This is a genomic window from Lentzea pudingi (genome assembly GCF_014646255.1).
Taxonomy (GTDB): domain Bacteria; phylum Actinomycetota; class Actinomycetes; order Mycobacteriales; family Pseudonocardiaceae; genus Lentzea; species Lentzea pudingi.
Map to the genome: position 1 here is coordinate 47,155 of NZ_BMNC01000015.1, position 23,497 is coordinate 70,651.

Below are 23,497 nucleotides of genomic sequence, written 5' to 3' on the forward strand. Positions count from 1 at the left end.
TTCCGCTGTCAGGGCCAGGGAAGGACCGTGAGCGACGGCCACTGCGTGCGCCACCTGGCCGTCTTGGTCTCGTAGACGTCGCGGGGCGCGAGCACCGGGTTCGGCCGGACGACGAGGTTGAACACGTCGGACAGGCCGTGCGGCGCGTAGACCCGCCACCGCCCGTCGGGGTCCGTCCGGACGCCGACGCAGCACGTGGTGGCGGCGAACGAGTCGATGGCCGACTCGGTGGAGCTGTGGGGCGGGCACGGGACCCCGAACTTCTCCTCGTACCAGAGGTGGACGCGGGCCTCGTTGCGGATCTCGACGGTCGCGGGCACGTCGGCGAACCGGGCCCGGCCGGCCTGGATGACCGCGTCCTCCGCTTCCCAGGACAGGTCCGACGCGTCGAAGTAGAACAGGTCGTAGTCGAGGACGCCCTCGGTCGCGGGCCTGCCGGTGACGACGTTCCACACCGTCTGGAACACGCATCCCGCCGTCAGGTTCCAGCCCGGCAGGCGCAGTTCGGACGCTCCGGCCAGGACGTCGGTCAGCACCTCGTTGCGGCTGAGTATGTCGCGCAACGCCTCCACCTGGTCGTCGATGAACAATCGTCCCAGTTCCACGTCCCCACCCATTTCTCCGCGATTCCCACGGCCTCCGCCGCACGCTGGGAAATCTTCTCGAAAACCGCCACGGCCGCACCCGCCGAAATTCTCCCGCTCCGGGCCGCCAACGCCTTTGCAACGAGTGTTTTGCAGACGAAGTCCAAAGAGTCATTGCTAGGGCGCAGGTCAGAGGGTCCGACCGAACTGATATATCGGTTGGCCGGGCACGAACGGGCGACGGTCGCGCTGTGAAGCACGTCTCGGCGGGCTAGGTGTTCGGGCCCGGGAAGAGGAGTATTTCCACATGGGGACGCATCACTACGAGGCCGATGTCATTTGGACCGGGAACACCGGGAACGGGACTTCCGGTTACAACTCCTACGAACGCGCGCACGAGGTGCGGATCGAGGGCAAGGAGACGATCCTCGGGTCGTCCGATCCGTCGTTCCGGGGTGATCCGAGCCGGTACAACCCGGAGGAGTTGCTCGTCGCGTCGCTCTCGCAGTGCCACATGCTCTGGTTCCTGCACCTCGCCTCGGTCAACGGCGTCGTCGTCACCGGCTACCGCGACCACGCGACCGGCACGATGGCCGAGCACCCCGACGGGTCCGGGCGGATGACCGGGGTGGTGCTCAACCCCGTCGTGACCGTCGCCGATCCGGAGACCCGGGAGACGGCGCAGGCGTTGCACGAGAAAGCGCACTCGATGTGCTTCATCGCGGCGAGCGTCAACTTCCCCGTGCGGCACGAACCGACCGTTGCCTGAAAGCAGGCCGCAGTGTCCGAAGAGGACCTAGCCGTTGCCGAGCTTCTTCTGCCGCGCCGTGTAGTCGCGCATGCGCTTCGGGTAACCGACGATGCCCGCGTCGTAGATCGGCATGCCGAGCTTGCGCGCGAACGACCTCGCGGCGTCCGGTGACGCGACCCGGCGGCGGGTCCACTCGCCGTCGTGGGCGACCAGGACCACAGTGGTCTCGGTCACCGTCGTCTTCGGCTCCACATAGGCCTCGACGCCGTGGCGGCTCTTCACCCACTGTTCGAGGTGACTCGTGTCCTGGTTCGAGGCGGTACGCAGCACACCTGGGCGCGGCTTCCTGCGGAAACGGTCGAACAGCCCCATCGAGCACCTCCTGTGCTTCCCTCCACCATGGTGCCAGGTAAGGGTGTTATGAGTAGGTGAATGATCAGTTTCGGAGGTGGTGTCCCATGCCGGATCACCGCGCTTCGGCAACTAGTGACAAGATGGCCGCGTACCTCGCGCGCACCCGCGCGTAGTAAGTAATCCCGAGGAGATCCGAAGTGACTTCGCCGGAACTGGAGTCGGCCACCAACGCCGATCTCGTCATCCTCGGCGGTGGTTCAGGTGGCTACGCCTGCGCGTTCCGCGCGGCCGAGCTCGGCCTGTCCGTCGTCCTGGTCGAGAAGGACAAGCTGGGTGGCACCTGCCTGCACCGCGGCTGCATCCCGACCAAGGCGCTGCTGCACGCGGCCGAGGTCGCGGACAACGCCCGCGAGGGCGACCAGTTCGGTGTGAAGAGCTCGCTCGAGGGCATCGACATCGCCGGCGTCAACTCGTACAAGGACGGCGTCGTCTCGCGGCTCTACAAGGGTCTGCAGGGTCTCGCGAAGGCCAACAAGGTCACGTTCGTCGAGGGTGCGGGCACGTTCGTCGGCCCGAACACCGTCGAGGTGAACGGCCAGCGGTACACGGGCAAGAACGTGGTCCTCGCGACCGGTTCGTACGCCCGCAGCCTGCCCGGCCTGGAGATCGGCGGCCGGGTCGTCACCAGTGACCAGGCGCTCAACCTGGACTTCATCCCGGAGAAGGTCGTCGTCCTCGGCGGCGGCGTCATCGGTGTGGAGTTCGCCAGCGTGTGGCGTTCGTTCGGCGCCGACGTGACCATCGTCGAGGCCCTGCCCCGCCTGGTCCCGGCCGAGGACGAGTACGCGTCCAAGCAGCTGGAGCGCGCGTTCCGCAAGCGCGGCATCAAGTTCAAGACCGGCGTGAAGTTCACCGGCGCCACCCAGTCGGACTCGGGCGTCTCGGTCACGCTGGAGAACGGCGACGTCCTCGACGCCGACCTGCTGCTCGTCGCGGTCGGCCGCGGCCCGAACAGCGCGGGTCACGGCTACGAGGAGGCCGGCGTCAAGATCGACCGCGGCTTCGTCGTCACCGACGAGCGCCTGCGCACGAACCTGCCGAACGTTTACGCCGTCGGCGACATCGTCCCCGGTCTGCAGCTCGCGCACCGCGGTTTCCAGCAGGGCATCTTCGTGGCCGAGGAGATCGCGGGCCAGAACCCGAAGGTGATCGACGAGGCGGGCATCCCGCGCGTCACCTACTGCAAGCCCGAGGTCGCCTCCGTCGGTCTCACCGAGGCCGCCGCGAAGGAGAAGTACGGCTCCGCCGAGGTTTTCGTCTACGACCTCGCGGGTAACGGCAAGAGCCAGATCCTCAAGACGGCCGGTGGCGTGAAACTCGTCAAGGCTCCCGACGGCCCGGTCGTCGGCATCACCATGGTCGGCGAGCGCGTCGGCGAACTCATCGGTGAAGCACAGCTGATCTACAGCTGGGAGGCTTTCCCGGAGGACGTGGCTCCGCTGATCCACGCCCACCCGACCCAGACTGAAGCCCTTGGCGAGGCGTTCCTCGCCCTGGCCGGCAAGCCGCTGCACGTGCACGGCTGACCGATCCCCACACAAAGTCAGCCACACGAGAGCACGAGGAGTCAGCGAACAATGGCCTTCTCCGTCCAGATGCCCGCACTCGGTGAGAGTGTCACCGAGGGCACGGTCACCCGGTGGTTGAAGCAGGAAGGCGACCGGGTGGAGGTGGACGAGCCGTTGCTCGAGGTGTCCACCGACAAGGTCGACACCGAGATCCCGTCCCCGGCGGCCGGCGTCCTGCAGAAGATCGTCGCGCAGGAGGACGACACCGTCGAGGTCGGTGGCGAGCTCGCGGTCATCGGTGACGGCGACGCCGCTCCGTCCGAGCCCGCGCCCGCCCCGGCCCAGGAGTCCGCTCCCGAGGAACCGGCGCAGCCGCAGCAGACGCAGCAGCCCGCCGAGGAGGCGCAGGAGGCTCCGGCCCCCGCGCAGTCCGGTGGTTCGGCCGAGGGCACCGACGTCACGATGCCCGCGCTCGGTGAGTCCGTCACCGAGGGCACCGTGACCCGCTGGCTCAAGCAGGTCGGCGACAGCGTCGAGGTCGACGAGCCGCTGCTCGAGGTCTCGACCGACAAGGTCGACACCGAGATCCCGTCGCCGGTCGCGGGCACGCTGCTCGAGATCAGCGCCGGCGAGGACGAGACCGTCGAGGTCGGCGGCAAGCTCGCCGTCATCGGTTCGGGCAGCCCCGCGCAGTCCGCCCCGGCCCCGGAGAAGAAGCCCGAGCCGCAGCAGTCCGCCCCGGCGCCGGCTCCCCAGCAGGCACCGGCCCCGCAGCAGCAGGCCCCGGCGCAGGCCGCTCCGGCTCCTGCCCAGCAGGCCGCGCCGCAGCAGCAGACTCCGGCCGCCTCCTCCTCGGACGACGCCAACGGCACGCCGTACGTCACTCCGCTCGTGCGCAAGCTCGCGTCGGAGAACGGCATCGACCTGGGCTCGCTCAAGGGCACCGGCGTCGGTGGCCGCATCCGCAAGCAGGACGTGCTCGCCGCCGTCGAGGCCAAGAAGGCCCCGGCTCCGGCACCGGCCGCCCCTGCCGCGCAGGCCGCCTCGGCGCCCGCAGCTCGCACCGCCGCCCCGGCCTCGGTCGACAACTCGGGCAAGCGCGGCACCGTGCAGAAGCTCCCGCGCCTGCGTCAGATCGTCGCGCAGCGCACGCGTGAGTCGCTGCAGGGCTCGGCCCAGCTCACCCAGGTGTTCGAGGTCGACGTGACCAAGATCGCCCGGCTGCGCAACCAGGCCAAGAAGGCGTTCGAGGCTCGTGAGGGCGCGAAGCTCACGTTCCTGCCGTTCTTCGCCAAGGCCGCCATCGAGGCGCTCAAGGCCCACCCGGTGCTCAACGCGTCGATCGACGAGGAGCGCAAGGAGGTCACCTACCACGGTGCCGAGCACCTCGGTCTGGCGATCGACACGGAGCGCGGCCTGCTCAACGCCGTGATCCACAACGCCGGTGACCTGAACCTGTCGGGCATCGCCCACAAGATCGGCGACCTGGCGGCGCGCGCCCGCTCGAACAAGCTCACGCCGGACGAGCTCGCCGGTGGCACGTTCTCGCTGACCAACCTCGGCAGCAACGGCGCCCTCTTCGACACCCCGATCATCCAGCAGCCGCAGGTCGGCATCCTGGGCGTCGGCGTCGTGAAGAAGCGCGCGGTCGTCATGACCGACGAGGACGGCAACGACACCATCGCGATCCGTTCGATGATGTACCTCGCGCTCACCTACGACCACCGCCTGGTCGACGGTGCCGACGCGGGCCGCTTCCTCACGACGGTCAAGAACCGTCTCGAGGAGGGCGCGTTCGAGGCCGACCTCGGTCTCTGACAGCACCGAAGAGTGTGATCTGAAGGCCACCCCGGTTTGCCGGGGTGGCCTTCGGCACATCCTGGGTCCGATATGTGTGCTGTGGCTGTGCACGCAATGACACAGTGGGGAACGATCTACGTATGCGAGTCGTCATCGCGGGATCGTCGGGACTGATCGGCACGAGCCTGGTGGCGTCCATGCGCGCCGCCGGCCACGAGGTGCTGCGGCTGGTGCGCCGCAAAGCGGTCGCGCCGGACGAACGCGGCTGGGACCCGTACGCCGGTCGCATCGACGACGGCACGTTCGACGGTGTCGACGCCGTCATCAACCTCTGCGGCGCGGGCATCGGCGACAAGCGCTGGGACGACGCCCGCAAGCAGGTGCTGCACGACAGCCGGATCGTGCCGGCCGAGGTGCTGTCGGCGGCGTGCGTCGAGCACGGCGTGCCGACGCTGGTGAGCTCGTCGGGCGCCCACTTCTACGGCGACACCGGTTCGCGCCTCGCGGACGAGGACGCACCGGGTGGCCACACCTACATGTCGCGACTGACCCAGGACTGGGAGGCGGCGACGTCCGTGGCGCAGGAAGGCGGCGTGCGGGTCGTGCTCATGCGCACCGCTGTCGTCATCTCTCCGTCGGGCGGTGTGTTCGGCCGGTTGAAGCCGGTGTTCCAGTTCTTCCTGGGCGGCAAGCTCGGCACCGGTGAGCAGTTCTTCCCGTGGGTGTCGCTGGACGACATCGTGTCGGCGTACCGGTTCGTCGTCGAGCACGAGGACATCCGCGGGCCGGTCAACGTCGCGGGTCCGGCGCCGGTGACGAACTCCGAGTTCACCAAGGCCGTCGGCACGGCACTGGGCCGGCCGACGCCGTGGGTGGTGCCCGCGTTCGCGCTGAAGGCGTTGCTCGGCGGCGAGATGGCTCAGGAACTGCTGCTCAGCGGTCCGGGGCTCACGCCGAAGGCGTTGGAGAGCCACGGGTTCCACTTCCTGCACCCCACGCTGCCGGCCGCACTGAACGCGGCGGTCGCATGACGCGAGCGGTGGCGGCGGTGCTGGTCGTCTCGTGGATCCTGGTGGGACTCCCCGAGGTGACCGGACTCGACGTGTGGGTGCACGACGAGCTGCCACGGCCGGAGTGGCTGCGGGCGACGGCGTTCGCGGTGAGCCTGGTGCTCGGGCCGACGATCGGCTGGACGTTCGCGGCCGTGTTGTTCGTGCTCGCGTGGAAACGGCGCGACCCGCGGTTGTGGAAGGCGCTCGCACTGCACGGCCTGTGCTGCGCGACGCTGCTGACGAGGTTCCTGTTCGACCGGGTCCGGCCCATCGAGTACCACCTGCCGAGCTATCCGAGCGGGCACACGGTGGCGGTCGCGTCGACCGGTTTCACGCTGGTCGTCCTGCTGAGGCGAGGCGTGCTGTGGGCGGTGCTCGCGGTGCTCGTGGCGGGGTTCGCGAGGATCGTGCTGCAGATGCACTGGGTCACCGACGTCGTCGGCGCCGTGCTGGGTGTGACGGGCGTCGGGCTCTTGGCGGCCATGGCTCTGGGGTTGGTAACGTCGGGTCGTGAACTCGTGCCGGACCTCGTCAGACCCCGTCGTCATCCGTGAGCTGGGGCTCATCGAGTACACGGCGGCGTGGGACCTCCAGAAGGAGATCGCGGAGGCGCGTGCCGCCAAAGATGGTGACGGCACCGGCCCCGACACCCTCCTGCTGCTGGAGCACCCGCCCGTCTACACCTGCGGCAAGCGCACCCTCGACGAGGAGCGCCCGCGCGGGGGCAGCACCCCGGTCATCGACGTCGACCGCGGCGGCAAGATCACCTGGCACGGCCCCGGCCAGCTGGTCGGGTACCCGATCGTCAAGCTCGCCGACCCCATCGACGTCGTGGAGTACGTGCGGCGCGTCGAGCAGGGCCTGATCGACGTGTGCGACCAGCTGGGCGTGCACACCGGCCGGATCGAGGGCCGCAGCGGCGTGTGGCTGCCCGCCGACGACCGCGGCCCGGAGCGCAAGGTCGCCGCCATCGGCATCCGCGTGCAGCGCGGCGTGACGATGCACGGCTTCGAGATCAACTGCAACGCGAGCCTCGACGCGTTCGGCGACATCATCCCGTGCGGCATCAAGGACGCGGGCGTCGCTTCTCTCTCGCACGAGCTGGGGCGCGACGTCACCGTCGCCGAGGTCCTGCCGCTCGCCCGTGACGCTGTGCTCGCGGCGCTCGACGGAACGCTCCCCCTGACGGACCGCACTTTGACCCGCTCTGGACCCGTCGCGCCGGGGATCACCTTCGCTAGCATGCCGTAGCTCCGCGGCGGGGAACCCGCGGACATTCGGAGGAGGGTGCGTCGTGAGGTTGTCCCGACGCCAGTTGTTCACGGCTGCCGGAGTCACGGCACTAGCGTCCACAGGACTGGCGACAGGTTCGGTGGCGGTGGCCGCACCTGTCCGCACGTGGTCCGGTGAGATCCAGGTCAGCGACTGGGAGCAGTACCACCTCGGGCTCGACGGTGGAGCGCACCAGAAAGCACTCGTCGCGCTGGGCATCGCCCACCGCGACGGGGTGCACGCCGACGAGCAGTACCTGATGGTGCCGGTCGAGTCCGTGCGGCGGGCCGCGCTGGAGTTCGGTGACCACGCGGCGGCCGACGTGCTGCGGGCCCGGTTCGGCCTCGACTCGCCGTCGATGCTCGGACGCGGGCTCAGGCTGGTGCTCGGGCGGGACGGGCTGGAGAAGCGCTACCTCGACGACCCGGGACTGCAGCTGCGCTACATCGGACATCGGCGGCGCTTCGCGAACCACGTCCTGCCGATGCCGGCCGCGGTCCGCAAAGCACTCGCCTGATGTCCGACAGATCAGAGCTGCGACAAATCAGAGCTGGGGAGCGACGTCCGACGCGATCTCGGTGATGTGGTCGAGGTCGGACAGGTCGAGAACCTGCAGGTACACGCGCTGTACACCGGTCGCATCCCGCCAGGACGCGATGCGGTCGACGACCTCGGCGGGGGTGCCGGCCAGACCGTTCTCCCGCAGCTCGGCGGCGTCGCGGCCGATCGCGGCGGCACGGCGGGCGACGTCGGCGTCGGTGCGGCCGACACACGCGACGAGGGCGACGGAGCGGATGAGCTCCTTAGGGTCGCGGCCGATCTCCTCGCACGCGGCGTCGACGCGGGCGAACTGCTCGACGGCGGCGTCGATGCGAACGAACGGCAGGTTGAACTCGGTCGCGTAGGACGCGGCCAGCGCCGGGGTGCGGCGAGCGCCCATGCCGCCGATCAGCAGCGGGACGCGTTCCTGCGCGGGCTTGGGCAGCGCGGGCGAGTCCGTCAGCGCGTAGTGCTTGCCCTCGAACGAGAACGTGCCGCCGAGCGGGGTCTCCCACAGGCCGGTGATGATCGCGACCTGCTCCTCGTAGCGCTCGAAGCGCTCCCCCAGCGACGGGAACGGCAGGCCGTACGCGGTGTGCTCGGCCTCGTACCAGCCGGCGCCGATGCCGAACTCCACGCGGCCGCCGGACATCTGGTCGACCTGGGCGACGCTGATGGCCAGCGGTCCGGGGTGGCGGAACGTCGCGGCGGTCATCAGCGTGCCCAGGCGGATCGTCGACGTGTCGCGGGCGAGGCCGGCGAACGTGATCCACGGGTCGGTCGGGCCGGGCAGACCGTCGGCCGAGCCCATCCTGAGGTAGTGGTCGGAGCGGAAGAAGGCGCCGTAGCCGGCGTCCTCGGCCGTCATGGCCACGCGGAGCAGGTCGTCGTAGCTCGCCCCCTGCTGGGGCTCGGTGAAGATGCGAAGTTCCACGAAGACCAAATCTAGTCGGTGGAAAAGCGCGGTGCAGGAACAGCCGCTCCCTGGGACGTGAACACCCTGCGGGCCACCAGGTGCGGGTGCGACACCGCCTCCTCCAGGGTCAGCACCGGGGTCACGCAGGCGTCGGACGAACCGAACACCTCCGACCACTCGTCGCGCGTCCGGGTCAGGAACGCCTCGGCGAACGTCTTGCGCAGCAACGGCCACGAGTCGCGGTCCAGCTGCGCGGGCAGGTCGCCCGCGGACAGCCCCAGACCGGCCAGCAGCAGGGCGTAGAACTGCGGCTCCAGCGATCCCACCGCGACGGAACGGCCGTCCGCGCACTCGTAGATCGAGTAGAACGGGCACCCGCCGTCGAGCAGGTTCGAGTCCGGCGAGTCCTCCCACACCGACTGCGCCTTCATCGACCAGATCATCTGCGCCAGCGACGCGACCCCGTCGACGATCGCCGCGTCGACGACCTGGCCGAGACCGGTGCGCTGCCGTTCCCACAACGCCGCCAGCACGCCCAGCACCAGGTACAGCGAGCCACCGCCGAAGTCGCCGACGAGGTTCAGCGGCGGTTTGCCGATCGCGTGCAGCAGCCCGGTGACCGACAGGTAGTTGATGTCGTGCCCGGCGCGCTGGGCCAGCGGACCGTCCTGACCCCAGCCCGTCATCCGCGCGTAGATCAGGCCGGGGTTGACCGCCAGGCAGTCGGACGGGCCGAGGCCGAGCCGTTCCAGCACACCGGGGCGGAAGCCCTCGATCACCACGTCGGCCGACGCGATCAGCGCCAGGACCGACGCACGTCCTTCAGCGGACTTCAGGTCCGCCGACACCGAACGCCTGCCGCGCAACAGGAAGTCGCGGGAGGCGTCCGGCACCACGGACAGCCCGCCGGACGGACGCTCGACGCGCACGACCTCCGCGCCGAGGTCCGCCAGCAGCATCGCGCCGTGCGGGCCGGGACCGATGCCGCCGAACTCGACGACCTTCAGTCCGTCCAAAGGCGACATCAGGACTCGGAGGCCACGAACGACAGGCGCGGGTTGAAGATCGCGCCCGTGGACTCGGCCAGGCCGCGCATCGCCTTGGCGTGGTTGCCGAAGTCCGGGTGGGCCAGGGCCGCGCGCAGGGCGTCGGCGCTCTCCCACAGCGCGATGTTGATGTACGACGCCGGGTCGTCGAGCTGACGCGACAGCGTGTACTGGATCAGGCCCGGCTGCTCGCGCAGGAACGCCGCGGTCTCGTCGAAGGCCTTCTCGAACTCCTCGGGGTCGCCGGTGAGCGTGAAGCGGTTCAGGAAGGTGATCATGCGGGAGCTCCCCAAGAATGGACGCTGAAATGGTGTCTGGCCGAGGAAAACTCTGCACACCGCGTCTTGAGACGTGCTCAAGGAACGCCCGCCAGGCTCTTCATCATGCGCATCATCGATCTGTCTTCCCACATTGACGCATCCGCGTACGAAGCGGACCCGGTGACGCACGAGGTGCTCACGGCCGCCCAGGGTGCCGAACACATGGCCGAGCAGCTCAAGGCACGGCTCGGCATCGAGTTCGACGTCTCCGTGCTGCGGGACTCCGAGTTCCTGACGCTGGACCGGATCAGCCTGACCTCCCACACCGGAACGCACGTCGACGCGCCGTCGCACTACGGCTCGAAGACCACGTACGGCAACGGGATCCCGCGCCACATCGACGAGATGCCGCTCGAGTGGTTCCACAACCCCGGCGTGAAGCTCGACGTCCGCGGCCACGGCACCGGCGTCATCGGTGTCGAGGTGCTGGAGAAGGAGTTCGCCCGCATCGGCTACACGCCGAAGCCGATGGACATCGTCATCCTCGACACCGGCGCCGCCGAGCACGCGGGCACCCAGACCTACTTCACCGACTACACCGGACTCGACGGCCCGGCCACGAACTTCCTGCTGGACCTCGGGGTCAAGGTGATCGCCACCGACGCGTTCAGCCTCGACGCGCCGTTCCCGGACATCGTCAAGCGCTACCTGCAGACGAAGGACGAGAGCGTGCTGTGGCCCGCGCACTTCGCCGGCCGCGACCGCGAGTACTGCCAGATCGAACGGCTGGCGAACCTGGACGCGTTGCCGGACTTCGGGTTCACCGTCGTCGCGTTCCCCGTCAAGATCAAGGGTGCCGGGGCCGGCTGGACGCGTGCGGTCGCGCTGCTCGACGACTGAAAACCGGCCAACCGTTCCTCAAGTGAGAGCTGAATCACCGTACTTACCTTCGTAGGTATGGAAAACAACGATTCATGGCCACCAGAGAACGAAGACCACATCGTCCGCGGCATCGACTAGAAGTCACTAAAGGGCCGCCCTCCCCAGAAATCGGACTGGGAGAGGGCGGCCCTTTTATACGTTCTAGGCCAAGCGAGCGCGCGCGGCGTCAACGGTGTCCGAGGAGTCCAGCAACGGCAACACCTGCGAGGCACCGGACCTCACTGCCTTGGTGCGGCGCGCGAACGACGTCAGGGTCTGACCGGGACCGGCTTCCACGAGCAGCACGTCGTACATCGCCACGAGCTCGTTGAGCGCCGGTCCGAAGTAGACGGCATCGGTCAGCTGACGGGTCCAGAACCGCGCGGACAGCGCGTCCTCCGAGGTCATCAGCTTGCCCGTGTACCCCGAGTACACCGGCATCGAAGGCGCGACCGGTGAAGCGCTCCACGACGCCAGCGCCTCGTCCACGGCGGGCTGCATGGCCGGGCTGTGGAACGGCGTCGACGCCGGCACCGTCACGACGATGAACTCGTCCGCCTCCAACCGCGCACGCACGCGCGCCAGCGGCTCGTCCGACCCGGCCAGCATCGTCTGCCGCGCGGAGTTCACGGCGGCGATCGCGACGTCACCCTCCAGGTAGGGCAACAGGTCCGACTCCGAGGCCGCCGCGGCCAGCATGCCGCCGGAGGGGATCGGCACGGCCGACAGCACCCGGTCCCGCACCAGGGACACGGCCTCCTCCAACGAGAACACCCCGGCCAGCGTCGCCGCGACGACCTCGCCCGCGGAGTGCCCGATCAACGCGACGGGCTCGACGCCCCACGACAGAACGGTGCGCCCCAGCGCGTAGTCGACCGCGAACAGCAACGGCTGCGCGCGCGACACGTGGTCGATGTCGGCACCGGAGAGCCAGTCCTCACAGGCAAGAGAGCCGACCTCGCCGAACAGCTCGAACACCTCGTCGATCACCGAGGTGAACACCGCGTCCGTGCCGTACAGGGAGGCCGCCATCCGCGGGTACTGCGACCCCTGCCCGGGAAACATCAGTGCTACGTCCACAACACGCCTCCAGAAACGGCTCAAGGGCCGCGAAGGGAACACCTTCACGGCCCTTGAGGCAGGACATCACCTGTACTCGCGAACCACCATGGCGGAGTTGAAGCCGCCCTTGCCGCGCCCGAGCACCAGCGCGGCCTTGATCTTGCCGTGCCGCGCCTCGTTCAGCACGAGGTCGAGCTCGTACTCCGGGACGGGGTTCTCGACGTTGATGGTCGGCGGGATCGCGCTCCAGTAGATGGAGAGGATCGCCGACGCCACGTCCAGGGAGCCACCACCGGCGAACAGGCGGCCCGTCATGGTCTTCGGGGCCGTCACCGGCACGCCGTACGGCCCGAAGATGCCCTTGATCGCCTCGGCCTCCGCCTTGTCGAGCTCGGGGATGCCCGCCGCGTCGGCGAACACCACGTCGATCTCGGAGGCGTCCATGCCGGCGTCGCGCAACGCCAGTTCGGCCGCCCGCTTCAGACCCGGCTCCCGCGACGGCATCTTCGAGTCGAACGTCGAGGCGTACCCGACGATCTCACCGTAGATGCGCGTGCCCGGACGCCCTGCCGCCGACTCGGGTGTCTCGACGACCATGATCGCGCCACCCTCGCCCGCGACGTACCCGGAGGCGTCGCGGTCGAACGGCAGGTAGGCGCGCTTCGGATTGTTGTTGCGCGACAGGCAACCCGACGCCTGGTGGGCCACCCACGCCCACGGGCACAGCGAGGAGTCCATGCCACCCGTGAGGGCGAGCTGGACACCCTTGCGCAGCTGGCGCCGGGCGTGACCGATGGAGTCGATGCCACCGGCCTGCTCGGACACCACGACCGCGCCGGGACCGCGCGTGCCGTGCCTGATGGAGATCTGGCCCGTGTTGACCGCGTAGAACCACGCGAACGACTGGTACGCCGAGACGTACTCCGGTCCCTGGTGCCACAGCTTCTGCAGTTCGCGCTGCCCGAACTCGTACCCGCCGGCGGTCGCCGCGGTGATCACCGCGATGTCCGTGTCGGGGATGTCGTTCGGCTGCACACCCGCACCACGCAACGCCCAGTCCGTGCCGACCAGTGTCAGCCGCGTCATGTGGTCCGTCTGCGGCAGCAGGCGACCCTGCAGGTGCCGCCCTGCCTCGAAGCCAGGCACCTCACCGGCGATCTTCGCCCAGTAGTTCGCGCTGTCGAACCGGGTGATCGGCCTGATCGCCGCCTCACCGTGCAGGGTCGCCCGCCAGTACGCGGTCGGCCCCAATCCGTTCGGCGACGCAATGCCGATTCCCGTCACCACCGCCCGAGTCACCGGCCTGCCCCTTCCACCTTCTTGAGCACCATGGCGCTCTGGAATCCACCGAAACCGCTGCCCACGGTCAGGAGCGTGTCGACCTTCTTCTCACGCGCCACCAGTGGCGTGTAGTCGAGGTCGCACTCCGGGTCCTGCTCGTGGAGGTTCGCCGTCGGCGGGATGAGGTCCTGCTCGAACGCCAGCAGCGAGCCGACGATCTCGAGCGAACCGATCGCGCCCAGCGAGTGCCCGATCATCGACTTGAAGCCGGAGACCGGGGTCTTGTACGCGTGCGCACCCAACGAGCGCTTGAAAGCCGCCGTCTCGTGCAGGTCGTTCTGCTTGGTGCCCGACCCGTGCGCGTTGATGTAACCGACGTCCGTCGCGTCCGACCGCGCCTGCTTCAGCGCGATGTTGATGGCGTCGGACATCTCGATGCCCTCGGGGTGCAGGCCCGTCATGTGGTAGGCGTTGCACCGCGAGGCGAAGCCGGCGACCTCACCGTAGATGTGCGCACCGCGAGCGCGGGCGTGCTCCAGCTCCTCGAGCACGATGATCGCGCAACCCTCGCCCAGCACCAGGCCGTCGCGGGTCTTGTCGAACGGCCGGCACGCCGTTGTGGGGTCGTCGTTGCGGGTGCTCGACGCGCGGATCACGTCGAAGCAGACCACGGTGATCGGGGAGAGCGGGGCCTCGGTGCCGCCGGTCACGACGACGTCCGCGGAGCCCTCCATGATCAGCTCGGCCGCGTAACCGACCGAGTCGAGGCCGGAGGTGCAGCCCGTGGAGACCACGGAGACCGGTCCCTCGGCGCCCACCGTCCACGCCAGCTCCGTCGCCATCGAGGACGGCGTGAAGTAGTCGTAGAGGTGCGGGACCGCGTAGGACGCGTCGACCTCCCAGTACTTGCCCCGGTCGGAACCGACGATGAACTCGCGCTCCAGCGAGGTCGTGCAGCCGACCGCGGTGCCGAGCGAGACACCGATGCGGCCGGGGTCGAGCTGGTCGAACTCGATGCCGGAGTCGGACATCGCCTCACGACCCGCGACGACCGCGAACTGCGCGGCCCGGTCGAGACGGCGGATCTCCTGCGGCGTCAAGCCTTCGCGCACTGGATCGAAATCTGCTTCCCCCGCCATGCGGGAGCGGTACGGAGACGCGTCGAAGTGCGTGATGTTGCGAGTCGCCGTACGCCCTTCGGACAGCAGTTTCCAATACGCCTTCGTTCCGATTCCACCAGGTGCGACCACGCCCACCCCGGTGATGACGGCGCGACGACTCATCGGACACCTCCAATCGCCTTGTGTGCGGACACGGTCTGCTCCAATCTCGGACAGGGCACGGGAGCGATACCTGTCTCTGCCGTATGAACCGATGGTGGAACGGCCCGATCGAGGCCACCTCGAACGACGGCGTAGGACCCCTGTACGAGGCTTGCCCCCGCGTCCACGGCGAACAGCTGCTTCGCGGGCGCTCCGCCTTCGTCGTGACATCCAAAACCAAGGGGCACACCGGTTTCCGCGACCGACGCGACGATCTCGCCGATCTGGTCCGGCCACAGCTTGCCCGCTGTGTCGTGCAGCAACACGGTTTCCGCCCCAGCCTCCGCGGCTGCCAGCACGACCTCCAACGCGTGTTCGGGGTCGATCAGCCAGCCGTCGAAGAAGTCCCGCGCCTCGACGACCACTCGTCGTTCGGCGCGCACGAGTTGACGCACGGCGTCCCTGACCTTCGAGATGCCGTGCCCTTGGACGACCACCGCCACCGCGGGTGTCTCCGCGGCCAGCAGTGCGTCGAGGTCCTCCGCACCGCCCGACGCGATGAGGGTGGCGATCCGCAACCGGAGCTCGATCGACGCCCTGCCGAAAAATCCTCTGGGGTAGAACGACCGGCCGGGCCTGCCTCCGTCGACGAACGTGACGCCGAGCGCGTCGAGGCGCCGCGCCGCGACCAGTCTGTCCGAGATGGACGAACCGGTGCGGCGCAGCGAGATGTCGTAGAGCTTCATCAGAACCCCGACAGCAGTACTCGGGAAGCCTCGATCTCGTAGGCGCAGTGCCCCACTTCCGAGGGACAACCCTTGCGCTGGTGCTCGACCGCGGCTTTCTCCAGGTACATGGACACCACGTAAAGTCCGTTGCGGCTCGCAGCGCGTGCGGCGGCAGTGAGCAAGTCCGCGCCAGCCAACCCCATCGCGTCACCTCACCCGTTCTCGGCGAATTCCTTCGCGTGCCGCAACGTCGTGAGGCTGTTGGTGCCCAGGGCGTGGCGGATGAGCTCGCGAGCGCGCTCGATCGTCCCGTCGGCACCCAGGACCTCGGGGATGACGTCGGGCCGGATGACGACGGTGTGGTGCGACGTCGCCTCGATGCCGGCCTCGATGCCGTCGCCGATGTCCTTGAACGTCCACCTGCCGACGTGCGCCGCCATGATCGGAGGCGTGTGCGTCTGCTTGTAGACGATGCCGTCGTACGGGGTGCAGACCCGCACCGAGTGCGTGGTGTGGATCGACCCGTCCGGGCTGCGCGTGTCCATCTCCATGGACTGCACGCCGGTGACGGCTTCCGTGAGGTCCAGGCGTGCCACGTGCGGCAGGCGCTCCGGCCACAGGTCGGACCGGTACAGGAACTCGTAGACGTCCTTGCGGCTCGCGTGGATCGTGATGCTGTCGGAGAACGACAGCACCAGCTTGTCGTAGTCGTCGCCGTACTCGGCCGCCCGCTTGAGAGCGGCCAGTTCGGCGTCGCTGTTGTTGTTGACGGCGTTCAGGATGAGGTCGACCGCCTCGGGCTGCGCCGCGGTGAAGTGGTGGAGCAGATCGACCCGGGTCGCCGAATCGGCGATCGGGACGATCCGCCACTCCCCACCCATCGTCTTCACCGGGGCCGCCGAACGCTCCTGCTCGAAGGAGATGTGCAGGTTCGCCGGGTCGAGCACTCGCCGGGACGTCCACGTGCGCACGTCACCGTTGGCGAACGCGTGCAACCGCAACCGCTCCGTCGAGCCGTCCCGTTCGAACACCTCGGCCTGGACCGTGGGTCCGAAGATGTACGGCCAGGTCGTCACGTCCGCGACCAGGTCGTACACCACCTTGGCGGGAGCCCCGATCATGACCGTGTGCGTGGTGGTGTGCGTCATGTCCGTCTCCGTATCCGAGTCGCCGGCGTCAGGCCGCGATCTGTCCGTTGACCTTGTCCAGCAGCTGACGCGGCGTCTCGATGTACGCCATCTCGTCGTCGGCGATGGCGACCCCGTACTTGCGCTTGATCAGCGCGACCGTCTCCAGCAGGGCGAGGGAGTCGAAGCCCAGCTCGAGGAACGGGAGGTCGAGAATGTCCTGGCCGGGCTTGAACGAGTCGTCGTCGCCCGCGGCCTCGTTGAGAACCTCTTTGAGGCCCTCGATGGTCAGTGCGCTCACGGCTAGCTTCCTTTCCTCCAGCGGGCGATTCCCGCGCGCCCACGACTGAGGTTGCCACCGCACACCTGTAAGTCAGTGGAGAGATTCTCGAAGAAACCGTTGCACGACAAGCAAAAACGGCCCGCGCCACAGTGTGGCGCGGGCCGTTGGAGAGAAACTCAGGCGAGAAGGCGTTGCAGTTGACGGGTTTCGGCGCTGTCGAGGCGCGGGTCGGACGTCAGGATCGCGTGCTGCAACCCCTGCAGACGTGACGACGGCTCGACGCCGAGCTCCTCGATCAGGGTGTTGCGCAGTGCCTTGAACGAGTCGAGCGCCTGCCACTGCCGGCCCGCGCGGAACAGCGAGATCATGTACTGCGCGCACAGGTTCTCGTTCATCGGGTTCTGCACGGTCAGCACGGACAGCTCGGACAGCAACGCCTTGTGCTTGCCCATCCGCAGCTCGGCGTCGATGCGTGCCTCGAGCACGCCCAGCCGGGCTTCCTCGAGGCGCACGATCTCGATGCCGAGCGGCATGCCCGGCCGCACGTCGACGACCGCGGCGCCGCGCCACATCTCCAGCGCCTGGCGCAGCAGCCGGGACGCCGACGCGAAGTCCTCGACGTCGTAGGCCTGCTGGCCCGCGCGGGCCAGGCGGTCGAACTCGTGCACGTCGACGGCCTCCGGCGGCACGTCGAGCAGGTAGCCGCCGTACCGGGTGACCAGCACCTCCTTCGCCGCACCCTCACCGGACGTCGCCAGGGCGTCGCCGATGAGCTTGCGCAGCTGCAGGATGTAGGTCTGCAGGGTGGTGCGGGCGCTGCGCGGTGGACGGTCGCCCCACAGCTCCTCGATCAGGGTGGGGACGGACACGACCTGCCCGGAGTGCAGCGCGAGCAGCGCCAGGATCTGACGTGGCTTGGCCGCGGTGGGCGTCACCGAGCGACCGTTCACCTTGGCCTCGACGGGCCCCAGGACCTTGATCTGCATCGCGACCCCTCCTTCGGTTCCGAGCACGGGATTAGTCTGCTCGGCCCAACGAGGCGGCGTTAGTGCACAGGCCATCGATGTCAGGTGAGTTCTGCCCGTGCCGGGTATGAAAACTTCATACGGAGGCGCATTAGCCGGTAACTACCGATCCATTAGCACTGGTCCGCATCATTACCCACAACAATTCATACGCAAACATCGGAGATGCACATGTACCCCACCGTCACCGTGGAGCACTTGTCTTCCGTCACCACCACCGAGGGCGACTCCGACGACATGAAGATCTACCGGTTCGACCGTGAGTCCTCGGCGGACTTCACCGTCGACTTCGCCTGGACCTCGTGCAGGCCCGGCACGTTCTGCTCGACCGACGAGGCGCTCGCGGCATGAGACCCGAACTGGCCGAACCGGACGAACGACGCATCGGGTTCCGACGCCACCTCCGGCCCCAGATCGTGCGGGGCGAGGCCGTCTACCTGATCGGCGAGTCCGGGGTCACCGCGATCCAGGGCACGCACGTCGAGACGCTGGCGCCGCTGCTCGACGGCACCCGTGACCTCGCCGCCGTGCTGCGCGACCTGCCCGCCGGCCTGACCGAGGACATGGTCAGCCGCATGCTCACCAGGCTGGCCGCGGCCGGCCTGATCGGGCGGCGCTGCGAGGAGGACGGTTCGGCCACGACCGAGGCCACGCTCGCCTACTGGGACGCGGCGGGCCTCGACCCCGCTGACGCGGTGGCGGCGACAACGACGTCGCTCGTCTCCGTGGTCGCGCTCGGGGACCTGGACCGCGACGCGCTCGTGGACGCCCTGCACGGCAACGAACTCACGGTCACCTCGGGGAGTGGTGACCTGACGGTCGTGGCGTGTGCCGACTACCTGGCTCCCGAGCTCCGCGACATCGACGCGGAGCACCGCGCGGCCGGCAGGCCTTGGCTGCTGGTCAAGCCGGTGGGCGCGGAGGTGTCCGTCGGTCCCTTCTTCACCCCGGACGACGGCCCGTGCTGGCGTTGCCTCGCGGCGAGGCTCTCCGCCAACCGCAAGGCCGAGGCGCACGTGCGGCGCCGGTGCGGGCAGGAGGGTCCCGCGCCGCGACCGCTCATCGGACTGCCGTCGCTCACCGCGATGGCGCTGGAGATCGCGTCCGTGGAGACCGCGAAGTGGCTGGCCGGCATCCGCCAGGACGCGCAGCGGTCGATCTGGAGCTACGACAGCCTGACCATGAAGGTCGCGCAGCACGAGGTGCGGGCCCGCCCGCAGTGCTCGGGCTGCGGCGACCCCGAAGTTGTCGCGCGCAGGACGTTCGAGCCGGTCGAACTCGTCAGTCGCGTGAAACACTCCTGCGACGGCGGCGGCCACCGGTCGTCGCCGCCGCAGGAGGTGCTCGACGGCTACCGGCACCTGATCGGCCCGGTCACCGGGATCATCAAGGAGATCCGCCGCAACACCGAGGGCCCCGAGTTCTTCAACTCCTTCCGCTCCGGCTCGAACATCGCCGCGGGGGAAGGCATCGATGGGCTGCGTTCGGCGTTGCGCGCGGACACCGGCGGCAAGGGGGTCACGGCACTGGACGCCCAGGTCGGGGCCCTGTGCGAGGCCGTGGAACGACGCAGCGGCGCGTTCGTCGGCGACGAGGCTCGGGTGCGCGGCAGCTACCAAACCCTCGCGGACCGGGCGATCCACCCCGACACCGTGCAGCAGTACCACCCTCGCCAGTTCGCCGGCCGCGAGCTGTGGAACGCGGCGCACTCGAACTTCCAGCACGTCACCGCTCCGTTCGACGACGAAGAGGTGATGGACTGGACTCCCCTGTGGTCGCTCACCGAGCAGCGGCACAGGCTCCTGCCCACCGGCATGTTGTACTTCGGCGCTCCCTGCCCGCCGAGCGTGACAGCCAACTCCAACGGGTGCGCGGCCGGCAGCAGCCTGGAAGACGCTGTCCTGCAAGGACTTCTGGAACTCGTCGAACGCGATGCGGTAGCCATCTGGTGGTACAACCGCACTCCGATGCCGGGCATGGACCTGGACTCGTTCCACGACCCGTGGATCACCCAGAACCGCGAGGTCCACGCGAGCCTCGGCCGCGAGGTGTGGCTGCTCGACGTCACAGCGGACCTCGGTGTACCGGTGATGGTCGCGATCTCCCGCCGCACCGGCGGAGAGCGCGAGGACGTCATGCTCGGCTGCGGTGCGCACCTCGACCCGCGGATCGCCGCGCGCCGGGCGCTCACCGAGCTCAACCAGTGCATGCCGATGGTGTGCGGGGCCTCCGATCTGAACGGCCTCGACGTCGACGTCCGGAACTGGTTCGAGAACACGAGGGTCGCCGATCACCCGTGGCTCGCCCCCGATCCGGCCGAGCCGCCGCGCGACGTCCGGGACATCGGCTACACGCACCGGGCGGACCTGGCCGACGACGTCCGCGCCATCCAGCGCACCGTCGAGGACCGCGGAATGGAGGTGCTCGTCCTCGACCAGACCAGGCCGGACTTCGAGCTTCCCGTCGTCCGCGTGGTCGTGCCGGGGCTGCGGCACTTCTGGTCGAGGTTCGCTCAAGGGCGCCTCTACGACGTGCCTGTACAACTGGGGAGGCTTCCCCGGCCACACGGCTACGACGAGCTCAACCCCATCCCGCTGTTCATGTGACTACCAGAGCGGAGGCGCTGTGGTGCCCACCCAGTCGCACATCCCGGCCGGCCGGCCGCTGTGGTCGTTGCTGGAGGACACGTTCGTCGACGAGGGGGCCGAACACCTGACCGTGTACGGGCGCTGGGGCGCGATCGAGATCGCCGACACCAGCCCGCTCGTCCGCGAGGCGCTGCACCGCATGAGCCTCGGCCCGGTGGCGCTCGAGAACATCTCCGCGCTGCACGAGAACTTCGTGCGCTGGAAGACGGGCTCCGGGCCGTGCCTGATCTGGCGCAAGCTCAAGAACACGCTCGACCAACTGGGTGGTTGCGTCGTGCCGTCGCTCGGGCTCAACGACGGGGCCGGGCCGATCCTGTCCGTCGTCGCGGTCGCCCGCGACGCGGTGTTCGCGTTGCCGCACATCGAGGAGGACGAGGTCGTCACCATGCGGCCGCGCACCGAGATCGAGCGGCTCAACGGAGACCAGGCGCTGGCCTGCCCGGGACTCTCCTACCAGGTGATCCTGCACAGCGCGCCCGCGACGGAGATCGCGAAGTCGTTGCTGCACACCGGGACCACCATCGCTCTGGTCGCGGATGCGTTGCAGGTGGAGAAGAACCTGGTGGCCGACGTCGTCGCCTACCTCGCCGGGGCAGGACTCGCCGTCGTCCAGAGGCGTTGAGCCGCCGCCATGTTGCTCCGATCGCGGATCGCAAAACGCGAGATTTCCCAGGAAGCGCCCGTATCATGGCCGCGTCCCGACCCTCGCGTGGGAGCCGCTGCTGTGACACTACGACAGGAACACTCGTCCGTGTCCCGTCGTTTGGCATACGTCGTCGTCAGCGTGGTCTTCGCCAACTACCTCGGCAACGCCTTCTCGTACGTCTTGGCGGCGGGCGCGACACCCGTGCGCATCGCGACCTCGCTCGCCTGCCTGGTCACGATCGGGTTCCTCCAGCTGAGGGTGTTCAGCCGGCCGGGGTCGAACCTGCACTCGGGCAAGGCGTACCTGGCGCTGGGTGCGATGGCCTGCCTGGTCTACGTGCCGTACCCGTTCTTCCCGAACGCCTGGCACGGCATGCCGGGGTTCCTGGCGGGCAGCGCCTTGCTCGTCCTCCCGGGCCGTGTGCGATGGCTCGTGTTCTTCGCGGTGGCGCTCAGCAACAGCCTGATCAGATCGCAGTTCGTCTCCGATCCCGCCCAGCTGGCCTACTACGCGGTGTCGGCCATGGTCGCCGGCATGGTCGTCTACGGTCTGTCACGACTCCCGTCGCTGGTCAAACAGCTGGAGACCGCCCGTTCGGACCTCGCCGACCTCGCGGTGTCACAAGAACGGCTGCGGTTCGCCCGCGACCTGCATGACCTGCTCGGCTTCAGCCTCTCGGCGATCACGCTCAAGGTCGAGCTCGCCATCAGGATGCTCGGCACCCAGACCGAACGCGCCACGCGTGAGCTCGTCGAGATCCTCGGCATCGCCCGCGAGGCCCTGACGGACGTTCGTGCGGTCGCGTCGAGCTACCGGGAGCTGTCGCTGTCCGACGAGATCGAGTCGGCGCGGTCGGTGCTGATCGCCGCGGGGGTGCGCACCACGATCGAGGCGAACCACCCCGAGCTCTCCCCCCGCTCCCGCACGGTGCTCGCCACGGTGCTGCGCGAAGGCGTGACGAACCTGCTGCGGCACAGCGACGCGACCCGCTGCACGATCACCATCTCCGGCACGGGCAGGCTGGCGTCGATCGACATCGTCAACGACGGCACGCCCGCGGAGACCCTGGGCGAACGCGGCAGCGGCCTGACCAACCTCGCCACCCGCGCCACCGCCATCGGTGGCTCGCTGCTCGCCCAGACGACCTCGGACGGCGGGTACCGGCTGCACGCCGAGGTGCCGGTCGAGCCGGAGCCGGAGAGCCAGGAGAAGCAGGCGAGAACGCCGCGCTTCGCGGGCCCGCTGATCGCGACGCGGTTCGCCCAGGTGCTGCTCACGGCCGTGGTCATCGGGTACGCGGCCATGGCGATGACGCTCGTGACGTACTACCCCGTCGGGGTTCTGGGGATCGAGGTCGCGGCGGTCGGCATCGCGGGCACGGTCGCGCTCGTGCTGGGCGTGGTGACGCGCCCGCACCTGCGGTTGAGCCCCCCGTTGCGGCTCGGGGTGCTCGCCGGGCTGGCGGCATGCGTCTACGTGCCCCCGCTGGTGTTCGGCAACCCCTACCTCGCGGGTGTGCCCGGCTTCCTCGCCGGGGCGTGCGCGTTGCTGCTGCCCCGGCGGGCGGGGTGGATGGCGTTCCTCGCGGTCGTCGGCCTGCAAGGGGTGATCTACAGCCTGCTCGGCGAGGACACCGTGGCCATCGGGTACGCCCTGATCGCGACGACCAACCACGGACTCGTGCTGTACGCGCTGACCCGGCTGCGGTCGATGGTGAACCAGCTGCACGAGGCCAGGGAGGAGCTGGCGACGGCGGCGGTCACGCAGGAACGGCTGCGGTTCGCCCGCGACCTGCACGACCTGCTCGGCTACAGCCTCTCCGCGATCACGTTGAAGAGCGAGCTCACGCACCGGCTGGCGTCGATCGACCCCGGCCGCGCCCGTCAGGAGCTGACCGAGGTCCTGGAGATCTCCCGGCAGGCGCTCGCGGACGTCCGGTCGGTGGCGTTGAGCTACCGCGAGCTCTCGTTCGACGAGGAGACCCAGTCTGCGCAGGCGCTGCTGTCCGCGGCCGACATCGAGGTCACCGTGAAGATCGACGCGTGTGACCAGCTGCCGACGGAGGTGAAGGTGACGCTCGCGACGGTGCTGCGCGAAGGCGTCACGAACCTCCTGCGGCACAGCAAGGCCGAGCACTGCGAGATCGTGCTCTCGAGTTCGCGGCACCTCGTCACGATGGACATCACCAACGACGGGATCCCCACGATCGAACGGCGGTCGCGGGACGGCAGCGGGATCGGCAACCTGACGACCCGCGTCCGCGCGCTCGGCGGCGACCTGCACGCCGGGCTCACCCCCGAGCACACCTACCGGCTGCGCGCCGAGATCCCGCTGCCGTTCAACTGAGACCCTCGAAGAACACGGGAACTAC

The 23,497-nt window shown here is 69.0% G+C and carries 24 protein-coding genes; 12 read left to right on the top strand and 12 right to left on the bottom strand.

From position 1 onward, the window contains the following. Positions 1–8: 8 nt before the first annotated feature. Complete coding sequence (locus tag IEY88_RS34990) at positions 9–605, bottom strand: nucleotidyltransferase family protein (RefSeq protein WP_229694061.1); 597 nt, start codon at positions 603–605, stop codon at positions 9–11. 286 nt (positions 606–891) lie between these two features. On the opposite strand from IEY88_RS34990, the gene IEY88_RS34995 reads away from it, so the two are divergent. Then, on the top strand, positions 892–1,353 hold the full coding sequence (locus tag IEY88_RS34995; RefSeq protein ID WP_189159197.1) for an OsmC family protein: 462 nt from the start codon (positions 892–894) through the stop codon (positions 1,351–1,353). A gap of 27 nt (positions 1,354–1,380) precedes the next feature. On the opposite strand, the gene IEY88_RS35000 is transcribed toward IEY88_RS34995, so the two are convergent. Continuing rightward, positions 1,381–1,707: an oxidoreductase gene (locus IEY88_RS35000; RefSeq protein WP_189159198.1), complete on the bottom strand. Its 327-nt coding sequence runs from the start codon at positions 1,705–1,707 to the stop codon at positions 1,381–1,383. 179 nt (positions 1,708–1,886) lie between these two features. Between IEY88_RS35000 and lpdA the strand changes: the two genes are divergently transcribed. The 6 genes from lpdA to IEY88_RS35030 all read left to right on the top strand — a co-directional run bounded on the left by lpdA (position 1,887) and on the right by IEY88_RS35030 (position 7,898). Then, on the top strand, positions 1,887–3,275 hold the full coding sequence (gene lpdA / locus IEY88_RS35005; RefSeq protein WP_229694062.1) for a dihydrolipoyl dehydrogenase: 1,389 nt from the start codon (positions 1,887–1,889) through the stop codon (positions 3,273–3,275). A 51-nt stretch (positions 3,276–3,326) separates the two neighbouring features. Next, positions 3,327–5,075: a 2-oxoglutarate dehydrogenase, E2 component, dihydrolipoamide succinyltransferase gene (sucB, locus tag IEY88_RS35010; protein WP_189159199.1), complete on the top strand. Its 1,749-nt coding sequence runs from the start codon at positions 3,327–3,329 to the stop codon at positions 5,073–5,075. Between the two features lie 122 nt (positions 5,076–5,197). Next, positions 5,198–6,088: a TIGR01777 family oxidoreductase gene (locus tag IEY88_RS35015; RefSeq protein WP_189159200.1), complete on the top strand. Its 891-nt coding sequence runs from the start codon at positions 5,198–5,200 to the stop codon at positions 6,086–6,088. Next, entirely contained in the window at positions 6,085–6,663 is a 579-nt protein-coding gene (locus tag IEY88_RS35020) for a phosphatase PAP2 family protein (RefSeq protein WP_189159201.1), read from the top strand. The genes IEY88_RS35015 and IEY88_RS35020 overlap by 4 nt, the downstream gene beginning before the upstream one ends. Beyond that, positions 6,620–7,360 (top strand): lipoyl(octanoyl) transferase LipB, encoded by a 741-nt coding sequence (gene lipB / locus IEY88_RS35025; protein WP_189159202.1) that lies wholly within the window; start codon positions 6,620–6,622, stop codon positions 7,358–7,360. The genes IEY88_RS35020 and lipB overlap by 44 nt, the downstream gene beginning before the upstream one ends. A gap of 43 nt (positions 7,361–7,403) precedes the next feature. Then, entirely contained in the window at positions 7,404–7,898 is a 495-nt protein-coding gene (locus IEY88_RS35030) for a hypothetical protein (RefSeq protein WP_189159203.1), read from the top strand. Positions 7,899–7,925: 27 nt separating this feature from the next. Here IEY88_RS35030 and IEY88_RS35035 read toward each other — a convergent pair whose 3' ends face one another. Genes IEY88_RS35035 through IEY88_RS35045 form a run of 3 tightly spaced genes read right to left on the bottom strand, consistent with a single transcriptional unit; the run spans position 7,926 to position 10,161 of the window. Continuing rightward, complete coding sequence (locus IEY88_RS35035; RefSeq protein ID WP_189159204.1) at positions 7,926–8,855, bottom strand: LLM class F420-dependent oxidoreductase; 930 nt, start codon at positions 8,853–8,855, stop codon at positions 7,926–7,928. An 11-nt stretch (positions 8,856–8,866) separates the two neighbouring features. Beyond that, positions 8,867–9,862: a CaiB/BaiF CoA transferase family protein gene (locus tag IEY88_RS35040; protein WP_308426037.1), complete on the bottom strand. Its 996-nt coding sequence runs from the start codon at positions 9,860–9,862 to the stop codon at positions 8,867–8,869. Beyond that, entirely contained in the window at positions 9,862–10,161 is a 300-nt protein-coding gene (locus IEY88_RS35045; protein WP_189159205.1) for an antibiotic biosynthesis monooxygenase family protein, read from the bottom strand. The genes IEY88_RS35040 and IEY88_RS35045 overlap by 1 nt, the downstream gene beginning before the upstream one ends. A 105-nt stretch (positions 10,162–10,266) precedes the next feature. Between IEY88_RS35045 and IEY88_RS35050 the strand changes: the two genes are divergently transcribed. After that, on the top strand, positions 10,267–11,043 hold the full coding sequence (locus tag IEY88_RS35050; RefSeq protein WP_189159206.1) for a cyclase family protein: 777 nt from the start codon (positions 10,267–10,269) through the stop codon (positions 11,041–11,043). Positions 11,044–11,226: 183 nt separating this feature from the next. Here the strand turns inward: IEY88_RS35050 and IEY88_RS35055 are convergent, their stop codons facing one another. The 7 genes from IEY88_RS35055 to IEY88_RS35085 form a co-directional block, all read right to left on the bottom strand. Further along, complete coding sequence (locus IEY88_RS35055; protein WP_189159207.1) at positions 11,227–12,144, bottom strand: acyltransferase domain-containing protein; 918 nt, start codon at positions 12,142–12,144, stop codon at positions 11,227–11,229. Between the two features lie 66 nt (positions 12,145–12,210). After that, positions 12,211–13,425: a ketosynthase chain-length factor gene (locus IEY88_RS35060; RefSeq protein WP_189159208.1), complete on the bottom strand. Its 1,215-nt coding sequence runs from the start codon at positions 13,423–13,425 to the stop codon at positions 12,211–12,213. Then, complete coding sequence (locus IEY88_RS35065) at positions 13,422–14,690, bottom strand: beta-ketoacyl-[acyl-carrier-protein] synthase family protein (RefSeq protein ID WP_189159209.1); 1,269 nt, start codon at positions 14,688–14,690, stop codon at positions 13,422–13,424. The genes IEY88_RS35060 and IEY88_RS35065 overlap by 4 nt, the downstream gene beginning before the upstream one ends. Beyond that, positions 14,687–15,415 (bottom strand): hydroxymethylglutaryl-CoA lyase-like TIM-barrel protein, encoded by a 729-nt coding sequence (locus IEY88_RS35070; protein ID WP_189159210.1) that lies wholly within the window; start codon positions 15,413–15,415, stop codon positions 14,687–14,689. Before IEY88_RS35070 ends, IEY88_RS35065 begins: the two co-directional genes overlap by 4 nt. Before the next feature lie 194 nt (positions 15,416–15,609). Next, entirely contained in the window at positions 15,610–16,545 is a 936-nt protein-coding gene (locus IEY88_RS35075) for an aromatase/cyclase (RefSeq protein ID WP_189159211.1), read from the bottom strand. A 28-nt stretch (positions 16,546–16,573) separates the two neighbouring features. Continuing rightward, a complete protein-coding gene (locus IEY88_RS35080) occupies positions 16,574–16,825 on the bottom strand; it encodes an acyl carrier protein (protein WP_189159212.1) in 252 nt (83 codons plus the stop codon). A 158-nt stretch (positions 16,826–16,983) separates the two neighbouring features. Beyond that, the gene (locus tag IEY88_RS35085; protein WP_189159213.1) at positions 16,984–17,793 is read right to left on the bottom strand and encodes an AfsR/SARP family transcriptional regulator; all 810 of its coding nucleotides are present in this window, start codon (positions 17,791–17,793) and stop codon (positions 16,984–16,986) included. 210 nt (positions 17,794–18,003) lie between these two features. Here IEY88_RS35085 and IEY88_RS35090 point away from each other — a divergent pair, with 210 nt between their 5' ends. The 4 genes from IEY88_RS35090 to IEY88_RS35105 all read left to right on the top strand — a co-directional run bounded on the left by IEY88_RS35090 (position 18,004) and on the right by IEY88_RS35105 (position 23,472). Continuing rightward, positions 18,004–18,183 (top strand): hypothetical protein, encoded by a 180-nt coding sequence (locus tag IEY88_RS35090; protein WP_189159214.1) that lies wholly within the window; start codon positions 18,004–18,006, stop codon positions 18,181–18,183. Beyond that, positions 18,180–20,438: a TOMM precursor leader peptide-binding protein gene (locus IEY88_RS35095; RefSeq protein WP_189159215.1), complete on the top strand. Its 2,259-nt coding sequence runs from the start codon at positions 18,180–18,182 to the stop codon at positions 20,436–20,438. The genes IEY88_RS35090 and IEY88_RS35095 overlap by 4 nt, the downstream gene beginning before the upstream one ends. Before the next feature lie 19 nt (positions 20,439–20,457). After that, the gene (locus IEY88_RS35100; RefSeq protein WP_189159216.1) at positions 20,458–21,102 is read left to right on the top strand and encodes a hypothetical protein; all 645 of its coding nucleotides are present in this window, start codon (positions 20,458–20,460) and stop codon (positions 21,100–21,102) included. Positions 21,103–21,204: 102 nt separating this feature from the next. After that, positions 21,205–23,472 carry a sensor histidine kinase gene (locus IEY88_RS35105; protein WP_189159217.1) on the top strand — a complete coding sequence of 756 codons (2,268 nt, stop codon included), beginning with the start codon at positions 21,205–21,207 and terminating at the stop codon, positions 23,470–23,472. The last annotated feature ends 25 nt before the right edge of the window (positions 23,473–23,497 follow it).